Raw genomic sequence first — 6,197 nt, 5'->3', positions numbered from 1 at the left:
GGTGCGGAGAGCGGTGTTCCGCCGCGCGGACACCGCTCTCCTCTGCGGCCGCCCTCCAGGAAGGATCAGCCCCGGGCGCGCCTGCGGGCGATGACCGTGGCGCCGGCGCCGGCCGCCAGCAGGACTGCCGCGCCGCCCGCGATGTACGGGGTCGAGGAGCTGGACCCGGTCTCGGCGAGGTCGCCCGAGCCGGAGGCCGCCTGGACCGGGTCGGAGCCGGTCTGGGGCTTCACGTCCACGGGCTCCTCCTTGCCACCGGTGCTGTCCGTGTCCCCGGAGCCGTTGTCCCCGGAGCCGTTGTCGTCGGAGCCGTTGTCGCCGGAGCCGTTGTCGCCGCCCGTCGATCCGCCGTTGCCGGAGGAGCCGCCGTTCCCGGATCCCCCGTTGTCCGAGCCCCCGTTGTCCGAACCGCCGCCGTCGGGCGTCTCGCACGTCGCTTCGGCCAGCGTGACCTCGCCCTCCACCTCGGCGACGTTCAGGTCGAGCGGGTTGACGGACACACGCAGTTGCAGCGCCGTCGCGGCGGCCGTCCGGGTCGTCGTCTCCGTCTTCGACAGGTCGAGAGTCACGTCACCGACGCCCGGCACCTGCACCTTCGTCGTGCCGCCCGAGGTGAGCCGGGTCTTCCTTCCGAACACCGTCACATGCCCCAGCACGTTCGACTCCGCCACCGGCTTGTGGCCCACCTCGCACAGTGCCTTGGAGGTGACCTTCTGGACCTCGATCAGCGAGAGCAGTGGCAGCCCCGGCACGTGCACCCGCGCTGCGGCGAGATCGGTGTACCCCTCCGCCTTGTGCTTGTCCACCGTGGCGTTCGCCGTGGCCACATCGGCCTTCAGCACACGGACGGGACGGCCCTTGTTCACGCCGTCGAGCTCCACACTGAGCGCGGTCTTCCCAGCGCTCGCCGGCGCATGGACCTCGTTGAGCGTGGCGGTGAGCGGCACCTGGACCGACTTGTTCATGAGCGAGACGTCGAGCCCGGCACGGAGGACGACCGCGCTCGCCTTTCCGTGGCCGCCGGCCGGAGTGGCCGGGATCGTCGCGGTGGCTGCCTGCGCGGGGACGGCGAGGAGCAGGGCGACGGGTGCGGCGGCGAGCGCCAGGGCAGCCGGACGGAAGGTGTTGCTGTTCAAGATGGTGGAACCCCCACAAGAGACATGGAGCCACCGGCGCCGTCCAATGGGGGACATCGCGGGCACCGGTGGCCTCGACTCCGTGAATCTTTACGCACAGAGAGTGAACTGGCGGATACCTTCCGCCAGTTCACTCCAAAGAGGGGTTTCCGTGTGCACATTCGAATCTACCGGCACAGTAGTTCCTCGGAATCACCCGTTTCACGGACGGAGGGCGTTCGCCGGGCGCCCCGGACGACGCGCAGAGCTATTTCAACGAGAGGCGGGTCCCGGAGTCACCGCCGGTCAACACGGCGCCCTTCGCGAGGTCAACCGGTGATCAGCCCATCACCCGCCCGTTGAGCACCACCGTCCGCGGGGACGCCAGCACCCGTACGTCCGCCCTCGGATCCTCGTCGTACATCACCAGGTCGGCCGGTGCTCCCTCCTCCAGCACCGGCCGGCCGAGCCACCGACGCGCACCCCAGGCCGTCGCGGAGAGCGCGTCGAGGGCCGGGATGCCCGCCTTCACCAGCTCGGCGACCTCCTCCGCGATCAGGCCGTGGGCCAGCGACCCACCCGCGTCCGTGCCGGTGAAGACCGGGATCCCCGCGTCGTACGCCGCGCGCACGGTGTCGTACCGGTCCTCGTGGAGCTGCCGCATATGAGCGGACCAGCGGGGGAACCTGGACTCGCCGCCTGCCGCGAGAGCGGGGAAGGTGGCGATGTTGACCAGGGTCGGGACGATCGCCACGCCGCGCTCCGCGAAGAGCGGGATGGTGTCCTCGGTCAGCCCCGTCGCGTGCTCGATGCAGTCGATCCCGGCCTCCACCAGGTCCCGCAGCGCGTCCTCGGCGAAGCAGTGTGCGGTGACCCGCGCGCCCAGCCGGTGCGCCTCGGCGATCGCGGCCTCGACCTCGCCGCGGGGCCAGCAGGCGGTCAGGTCCCCGGCGTCGCGGTCGATCCAGTCGCCCACCAGCTTCACCCAGCCGTCGCCGCGCCGCGCCTCCTGTGCGACGTAGGCGACGAGGTCACCGGGCTCGATCTCATGGGCGAAGTTGCGGATGTAGCGACGGGTCCTGGCGATGTGCCGCCCCGCCCTGATGATCTTCGGAAGGTCCTCACGCTCGTCCACCCACCGGGTGTCGGAGGGCGATCCGGCGTCCCGGATGAGGAGCGTGCCGGCCTCGCGGTCGGTGAGTGCCTGCTTCTCACTGGTCGCGGCGTCCACGGGCCCCTGGTGGCCGAGGCCGACATGGCAGTGCGCGTCGACGAGGCCGGGCAGCACCCACCCTGTGAGCGTCACGGCATCGTCCGCGCCCGGCGGCCTCTCGTAGGTGATCCGCCCGTCGACCGCCCAGAGTCCGTCCTTGACCTCGTCGGGTCCGACGAGCACCCGTCCCTTGATCCGCAGCACCGGCGCCACTTCGTGATCGCTCATGGACAGCACTGTACGAGGCGGTCCGCCCTGGGCCCCGGGAGGTGCTGGGTACCCTCGACGCAGGCGCTGACCGCGCACCGGCCGACCCGAAGAGAGCACCACCGTGACGCACCCATTCCTCGACCTCGCCCCGCTCACCGCCGCGCGTTTCGCAGCGATCGAGCGGCGGGTGGCCGGCCTCCTCGCCACCGAGCAGGACGTCGTCATCATGCAGGGCGAGGCGCTGCTGCCCCTCGAAGGCTGCATCCGGGGCGGCGCCCGGCCCGGTTCGACCGCGCTGAACATCGTGACCGGGCCGTACGGCCAGACCTTCGGCAACTGGCTGCGCGACTGCGGCGCCGAGGTCGTCGACCTCGCGGTCCCGTTCCACTCGGCGGTCACCGCCGAGCAGGTCGAGCGGGCGCTGGCCGAGCACCCGGAGATCGACTTCGTCTCGCTGGTGCACGCCGAGGCGGCGACCGGCAACACCAATCCGGTCGCCGAGATCGGCGAGGCGGTCCGGGCACACGGTGCGCTGTTCATGGTGGACGCCGTCGCGTCGGTCGGTGCGGAGCCGCTGCTGCCGGACGCCTGGGGGATTGATCTGTGCGTCATCGGCGCGCAGAAGGCCATGGGCGGCCCGGCCGGGGTGTCCATGGTGTCGGTGAGCCCGCGGGCGTGGGAGCGGATGGCCGCCAACCCGCAGGCCCCGCGCCGGTCCTACCTCTCGCTGCTGGACTGGAAGGCCCGCTGGATCGACGGGGGCCGCAGGGCGCTGCCGCACGCTCCCGCCCAGTTGGAGATGCTGGCTCTCGACGCGTGTCTGGAGCGGATCGAGGCGGACGGCCTGGACACCGTGATGGCACGGCACGCGTCGGCCGCCGCGGCGACCCGGGCGGGTGCCACGGCGCTCGGCGGCGGGCTGGAGCCCTATGTCCACGGCGCCCGTGACGCGGCGCCGGTCGCCACGACGCTGCGCACTCCGGCGGGCGTCGACGCCGCGGAACTGGTCGCGCACGCCTTGGCGGCCGACCCGTCGCTGCCGCTGATCGCGGGAGGCGGGTCGCTCTCCAAGGAGATGATCCGGGTCAACCACTACGGCGTGGACGCGACGCGGGAGGCGGTGCTGTCCTCGCTCGCCGCCCTGGGCGCCGCACTGGCAGGCGCGGGCCGGGAAACCGATATCGATGCTGCCCGCGAAGCCGTCGCGGAAACCTGGCCGAACAACTGAATTGAATTCGGCACCCACAGTTGCCGATTTAGTCGACCAAAAAGGGGAGCTGCTTTACCGGGAGCAGCTCCCCGCATTCTTCTTCCCCCGTTCTCCAGACCTAAACGCAGCGATTCCGGCTGGGTCGATCCAGGTAATCCGAGCGGGTGTCATGAGGGTTACAACGATGTGACCGAACCCACATCGAGCCCGTTATGACCGATAAATTCCGGACAAATTTACCGAAATCGCCGCCCGAACGGGCCGGGTCCGCGCCCGCGTGATAACACAGCAGGCCTCTTCACCCAACCCCTTGCGACGATGCAATTTTGATTTTTGCTGGGTAAATTCAATTCGCATGACCGCCGCACCAGCAGATTTTGCAAGTGCCCGAAGCGAATTCCTCAGAATCGACACCCCGCGAGTGGAGGACGGAGCCGCGATCTGGCGCATTGCCCGCGACTCCGAGGTCCTGGACCTCAACTCCTCGTACAGCTACCTGCTGTGGTGCCGTGACTTCGCGGCGACCTCAGTGGTCGCCCGCGACGAGAACGGCGACCCGATCGCCTTCGTGACCGGATACATCCGCCCCGACCGCCCCGAGACGCTCGTCGTCTGGCAGGTGGCCGTCGACCGGGCCCACCGCGGCAAGGGACTGGCGGCCACACTGCTGGACGCGTTGACCACCCGTGTCGCCTCCGACCAGGGCCTGACATCGGTCGAGACGACCATCACCCCGGACAACACCGCCTCCGACCGGCTGTTCACGTCCTTCGCGCAGCGGCACGACGTGCCGCTGGAGCACGAGGTGCTCTTCGACGGGGCTCTGTTTCCCGAGGGGACGCACCTGCCGGAGGTCCTCTACCGCATAGGTCCGTTCTAGGGCCTCCCAGCGCCCCTCCGCGCCCCGCCCGGGCGCGGCTTCCTCGGGCATGTGCCTGACCCGCCGCCCGTCACACCCCCCTCGAGCAGGAGATCAGCTGTGACCATCACCCCGCCCGCCCTGAGTGTCTTCGAGAGCCTTGAGTCGGAAGTACGGAGCTACTGCCGCAGCTGGCCCGCGGTGTTCGACCGCGCGCAGGGTGCCCGGCTCACGGACGAGGACGGACACTCGTACCTGGACTTCTTCGCCGGTGCCGGGTCCCTGAACTACGGGCACAACAACCCGGTGCTGAAACGCGCGTTGATCGACTACATCGAGCGCGACGGCATCACTCATGGCCTGGACATGGCCACGACGGCCAAGCGGGCGTTCCTGGAGACGTTCGAGAACGTGATCCTGCGTCCCCGTGACCTGCCGTACAAGGTGATGTTCCCCGGCCCGACGGGGACGAACGCCGTCGAGTCGGCGCTGAAGCTCGCCCGCAAGGTCAAGGGCCGCGAGTCGGTCGTCTCGTTCACCAACGCCTTCCACGGCATGTCGCTGGGTTCGCTGGCGGTGACCGGGAACGCGTTCAAGCGGGCCGGTGCCGGCATCCCGCTGGTGCACGGCACCCCGATGCCGTTCGACAACTACTTCGACGGGAAGGTGCCCGACTTCCTGTGGTTCGAGCGGCTCCTGGAGGACCAGGGTTCCGGGCTGAACAAGCCCGCCGCGGTGATCGTGGAGACCGTGCAGGGCGAGGGCGGCATCAACGTCGCCCGGGCCGAGTGGCTCCGCGCGCTGCAGGACCTGTGCCACCGCCAGGACATGCTCCTGATCGTCGACGACATCCAGATGGGCTGCGGCCGGACCGGCGGCTTCTTCTCCTTCGAGGAGGCCGGCATCGTCCCGGACATCGTGACGCTGTCCAAGTCGATCAGCGGTTACGGGCTGCCGATGTCGCTCTGCCTCTTCAAGGGCGAGCTGGACATCTGGGAGCCCGGCGAGCACAACGGCACCTTCCGCGGCAACAACCCGGCCTTCGTCACCGCCGCGGCCACGCTCGACGCCTACTGGGCCGACGGCCAGATGGAGAAGCAGACCCTGGCCCGCGGCGAGCAGGTCGAGCAGACGCTGCTGGCGATCTGCGGCGAGGACGACACCGCGCAGTTCCGCGGCCGCGGCCTGGTCTGGGGCCTGGAGTTCACCGACCCCGAGCGCGCGTCCGCCGTCTGCAAGCGCGCCTTCGAGCTGGGCCTGCTGCTGGAGACCTCCGGCCCGCAGTCCGAGGTCGTGAAGCTGCTCCCGCCGCTGACCGTCACCCCCGAAGAGCTGGAGGAGGGCCTGCGCACGCTGGCCCGCTCCGTCCGCGAGACCGCCTGAGCGGGGTACTCCCCCGCCCGGGCACCAATGAGCAGGACAGAAGAGAAAGGCACCATCGCACCGTGATCGTCCGATCTTTCAGTGACATCGAGAACACCGACCGGCACATCAAGTCCGCTTCGGGTACTTGGGAGAGCAAGCGCATCGTGCTCGCCAAGGAGAAGGTGGGCTTCTCGCTCCACGAGACCGTGCTGTACGCGGGCACGG

The 6,197-nt window shown here is 69.8% G+C and carries 6 protein-coding genes; 4 read left to right on the top strand and 2 right to left on the bottom strand.

Annotated elements, in window-relative coordinates; all coding sequences use genetic code 11:
- Window positions 1-65: 65 nt before the first annotated feature.
- Together ACFWFI_RS40150 and ACFWFI_RS40145 are read right to left on the bottom strand one after the other, a co-directional pair.
- Complete coding sequence (locus ACFWFI_RS40150) at window positions 66-1,136, bottom strand: SCO1860 family LAETG-anchored protein (RefSeq protein ID WP_387400480.1); 1,071 nt, start codon at window positions 1,134-1,136, stop codon at window positions 66-68.
- Window positions 1,137-1,455: 319 nt separating this feature from the next.
- On the bottom strand, window positions 1,456-2,556 hold the full coding sequence (locus tag ACFWFI_RS40145) for an amidohydrolase family protein (RefSeq protein WP_387400478.1): 1,101 nt from the start codon (window positions 2,554-2,556) through the stop codon (window positions 1,456-1,458).
- A gap of 103 nt (window positions 2,557-2,659) precedes the next feature.
- Here ACFWFI_RS40145 and ACFWFI_RS40140 point away from each other — a divergent pair, with 103 nt between their 5' ends.
- From ACFWFI_RS40140 to ACFWFI_RS40125, 4 genes are all read left to right on the top strand, one after another.
- Entirely contained in the window at window positions 2,660-3,766 is a 1,107-nt protein-coding gene (locus tag ACFWFI_RS40140; RefSeq protein WP_387400476.1) for a pyridoxal-phosphate-dependent aminotransferase family protein, read from the top strand.
- A gap of 337 nt (window positions 3,767-4,103) precedes the next feature.
- Window positions 4,104-4,628 (top strand): diaminobutyrate acetyltransferase, encoded by a 525-nt coding sequence (gene ectA, locus ACFWFI_RS40135; RefSeq protein ID WP_387400474.1) that lies wholly within the window; start codon window positions 4,104-4,106, stop codon window positions 4,626-4,628.
- Between the two features lie 99 nt (window positions 4,629-4,727).
- Window positions 4,728-5,990 carry a diaminobutyrate--2-oxoglutarate transaminase gene (gene ectB, locus ACFWFI_RS40130; protein ID WP_387400472.1) on the top strand — a complete coding sequence of 421 codons (1,263 nt, stop codon included), beginning with the start codon at window positions 4,728-4,730 and terminating at the stop codon, window positions 5,988-5,990.
- A 62-nt stretch (window positions 5,991-6,052) separates the two neighbouring features.
- A partial coding sequence (locus ACFWFI_RS40125; protein WP_387400482.1) for an ectoine synthase occupies window positions 6,053-6,197 on the top strand: 145 nt, incomplete at its 3' end.

Origin of the sequence: Streptomyces sp. NPDC060209, assembly GCF_042728155.1 — a bacterium.
Lineage (GTDB): Bacteria > Actinomycetota > Actinomycetes > Streptomycetales > Streptomycetaceae > Streptomyces.
This window is presented reverse-complemented; position numbering and strand designations above follow the sequence as displayed.

What these genes read in the sequence shown, in the direction of transcription:
- ACFWFI_RS40145 (WP_387400478.1), bottom strand. Translation starts at nt 2,556, where the DNA reads ATGAGCGATCACGAAGTGGCGCCGGTGCTGCGGATCAAGGGACGGGTG.
- ectA (WP_387400474.1), top strand. Translation starts at nt 4,104, where the DNA reads ATGACCGCCGCACCAGCAGATTTTGCAAGTGCCCGAAGCGAATTCCTC.